Here is a 3,426-nt window from a genome sequence, read left to right on the forward strand (position 1 = left end):
AAGCGGCCCTGTAGACCGACCACGAGCGCGAGGTTCTGGCGAACGCGGCTATCGGCGCCCGGCTGGGCGATGGCGGATTGCAGATATGTTTCGGCAGTGCGCGGATCGCTCGACAGGACATAGGACATGCCGAGATTGGACAACACGCTCGGATCGTTCGGCTTCAGGTCAAGCGCCTGCCTGTAGCGGGAACGCGCCTCGTTCGAGCGTCCAAGCTGATCGAGCACGGCGCCCTCGGCAGAATAAAGCCGCCAGTCGGGTCGATCCGGCGTCTGTGCCCGCTGGATGGTCGAAAGCGCCTGCTCCAGCTGGCCGGCGGCGGCCTGCGATTTGCCATAGGCGGCAAGAACATCGCGGTCGGCCGGATTGGCGATGGCGATCTGCTGCATGACGGCGAGAGCCTGTGTGTTCTTGCCGGTCATCATCAGCACGCTGGCATAATTCATGCCGATCGATTTATCCTTGGGACTGCGTTCATAGGCTTTGCCGGCGCTTTCCTCCGCCTGCCGAAGCTGCTCCATGTTCATGTGATCATAGGAGCGTGTGGCGGCGGGAATGGAGCCGGTGGACATGCGATCAGGCTTGTTGGTGCCCGCGCATCCTGAAATCGCAAGAACCAATGCGGCAAGACACGCTCCCCGCAGCAACCCTGTCCGGCCTGTCTCGCCCAAAGAAAATGCAGTCATGGCAGCGCCCCCGCCCAAGAATGATCAATCTTGCGCCCGACACACGACAGACTCACATGACGCAACTTTCGCTTAAGCAATAATCTGTTAACCCTAACAGAGCGTTAATCGCACCGATTCTCGACATTTACGGAAGCATACAATGGCGCCCTATCAGTTCATCGAACGCCCAACCCCTTTCAGCTCCAAGGCCGGCAGCACATTGCCGGTTTTCGCCGTCACGCCGGCCCATATCGAACAGGGCGCCATCGATCCTGTCGCTCTGGATTGGGCGAAGAAGGCGGGGTTCAAGGCGGAGGCAGGCGCTATCCTCCTCGTTCCTTCCGCCGATGGTTCGCTGGGCGGCGTGCTTCTCGGACTTGGCGGCAATCCCTCGGAAATCCCCTTCATCACCGGGAAACTCGCCCGTGAGCTGCCGGAAGGCGAGTGGCACATCGAGACCGCACCACTGACGGCCAATCGCCTCGCTCTCGGTTTCGGTCTCGGCAGCTACCGCTTCGACAAATACAAGACCACCAAGACGAACGGGGCAAAGCTCCTTATTCCGCAGGACGCGGAAGACGGCGAGATCAAGCGCGTTCTGGCCGGCGTTTTCCTTGCGCGCGACCTCATCAATGTTCCGGCCAATGATATGGGACCGGATGAGCTTGAGATTGCCTTCCGCGCGCTTGCCGCCCATTACAAGGCAAAGGTGAAGGTCACCACCGGTGATGATCTGCTCAAGGAAAACTTACCGCTGATCCATGCTGTCGGCCGGGCCAGCGAAAGCGCGCCGCGGCTTCTGGAGATGAACTGGGGCAAGAAGGGCAATCCGCGCCTCACTCTCGTCGGCAAGGGCGTCTGCTTCGATACAGGCGGCCTCGATATCAAACCCGCCGCTTCCATGGCGCTGATGAAGAAGGATATGGGAGGTGCGGCCAATGTGCTCGGCCTTGCGCTGATGATCATGGATGCGAAGCTGCCGGTCGATCTTCGCGTTCTCGTGCCCGCGGTCGAAAACTCCATCTCCTCCAATGCCTTCCGCCCCGGCGATATCTACCGCAGCCGCAAGGGGCTGACGGTGCAGATCGACAATACCGACGCTGAAGGCCGTCTTGTTCTGGCGGATGCGCTGGCCTATGCGGACGAAGATGCGCCGGACCTGATGATCGACATGGCGACGCTGACTGGCGCTGCCCGCGTCGCGCTCGGCCCGGATCTGCCGCCATTCTACACCGATGACGAGGATCTGGCGCATGATATCGCGGAAGCCAGCATCGACACGGACGATCCGCTGTGGCGCATGCCGCTCTATATGGGCTACGACAAGGATATCCGCTCACGCGCAGCCGATATCACCAACGCGCCTTCGGGCGGCATGGGCGGATCGATCACCGCCGCCCTGTTCCTGAAGCGTTTCGTCACCAATACCAGGCGCTGGGCGCATTTCGATATTTACGGCTGGTCTCTGAGCGAGAGGCATCATTCATCGATCGGCGGGGAGGCGCAGGGTATCCGCGCACTCTTCCATTACATCGCACACCAGTTCGCGAAGTAATCTGCTGATAGGTGCAGGCTTCCACGGGCGCTTCCTCAACCGGAGCGCCCGTTCTCAATTTAGAGCATTTCCGGGCGGAAAACCGGGCTCCACTTTTACTGGAAAGGCTTTAAACCAGAACCTTCTGTTCCTTGTGGTCTTCTTCGCCGAAGAACTTCAGGTAACGCTCCACTTCGGCCGGGTCACCGGTGGCCTTTTGCGGATTGTCCGAGAGTTTCACGGCCGGCCGGCCATTGGCGTCGCTCACCTTGCAGACGATGGAAATCGGCTTGAGGCTGGCGATGGTTTTTGGCGCGCAACCGGCAAAATCATTGGTGAGGTTGGTGCCCCAGCCGAAGCTCATGCGAACGCGGCCTTCGAAATGCCTGTAGGTATCGATGATGGCGTCGACATCGAGACCGTCGGAGAAGATAAGCATCTTCTTGCGCGGATCGCGACCCATCTTCTGCCACCACTCGATGATCTTTTCGCCGCCTTCGATCGGCGGCGCACTGTCGGGACGGAAACCCGTCCAGTCTGCCACCCATTCCGGCGCATTGCGCAGGAAAGCCGCCGTGCCGAAGGCGTCCGGCAGCACGATCAGCAGGTTGCCGCCATAAAGCCGGTTCCAGTCCTTCAGAACCTGATAGGGTGCTGCAGCCAGCTCCTCATCCGTTTGCGCCAACGCCGCGACCACCATCGGCAGTTCATGCGCGTTCGTTCCCACGGCTTCGAGATCGGAATCCATGGCGAGCAGGACGTTACTCGTACCGGTAAAGGCAGGCCCGATGCCTTCCTTCAGCGCTTCGACGCACCAGCGTTGCCAAAGGAAGCTGTGCCGGCGGCGGGTGCCGAAATCGGAAATGCGCAGTCCCGGCAGTTCCCGCAGCCGCTCGACCTTCTCCCACATCTTGGCCTTTGCGCGGGCATAAAGCACATCGAGCGTGAAATAACCGAGCGAGCGCATAGCGCTGCGCGAGCGCAACTCGTTGATGATGGCGAGCGCCGGGATTTCCCAGAGCGTCGTATCCATCCAGCGGCCATGAAAATTCAGCTCATATTGCCCGTCGCGTTTGAAAAGCTCGTATTCCGGCAATTGATAGCTTGAAAGCCAGGAGAGGAATTCCGGCTCGAAAATCTGCGAGCGGCCGTAAAACGTGTTACCCGCAAGCCAGATGTTTTCCTTCTTGGAAAGACGCAGGGTGCGTGCATGATCGAGCTGTT

General features: G+C 60.0%; 3 protein-coding genes. 1 reads left to right on the forward strand and 2 read right to left on the reverse strand.

What is annotated here, in order from left to right; all coding sequences use genetic code 11:
• Positions 1–686, reverse strand: a 686-nt coding sequence (locus V7D69_RS15555) for a tetratricopeptide repeat protein (RefSeq protein WP_333606272.1), incomplete at its 3' end; no start/stop codon positions are given.
• Between the two features lie 142 nt (positions 687–828).
• Between V7D69_RS15555 and V7D69_RS15560 the strand changes: the two genes are divergently transcribed.
• The gene (locus V7D69_RS15560; RefSeq protein ID WP_035264577.1) at positions 829–2,223 is read left to right on the forward strand and encodes a leucyl aminopeptidase family protein; all 1,395 of its coding nucleotides are present in this window, start codon (positions 829–831) and stop codon (positions 2,221–2,223) included.
• Between the two features lie 109 nt (positions 2,224–2,332).
• On the opposite strand, the gene V7D69_RS15565 is transcribed toward V7D69_RS15560, so the two are convergent.
• Positions 2,333–3,426 (reverse strand): nicotinate phosphoribosyltransferase (locus tag V7D69_RS15565; RefSeq protein WP_333606273.1); only part of this gene is annotated, 1,094 nt, incomplete at its 5' end.

Origin of the sequence: Novosphingobium sp., assembly GCF_036733805.1 — a bacterium.
Lineage (GTDB): Bacteria > Pseudomonadota > Alphaproteobacteria > Sphingomonadales > Sphingomonadaceae > Novosphingobium.

Excerpts from the sequence above, each read along its gene's own strand:
- V7D69_RS15560 (WP_035264577.1), top strand. The coding sequence starts at position 829 with ATGGCGCCCTATCAGTTCATCGAACGCCCAACCCCTTTCAGCTCCAAG.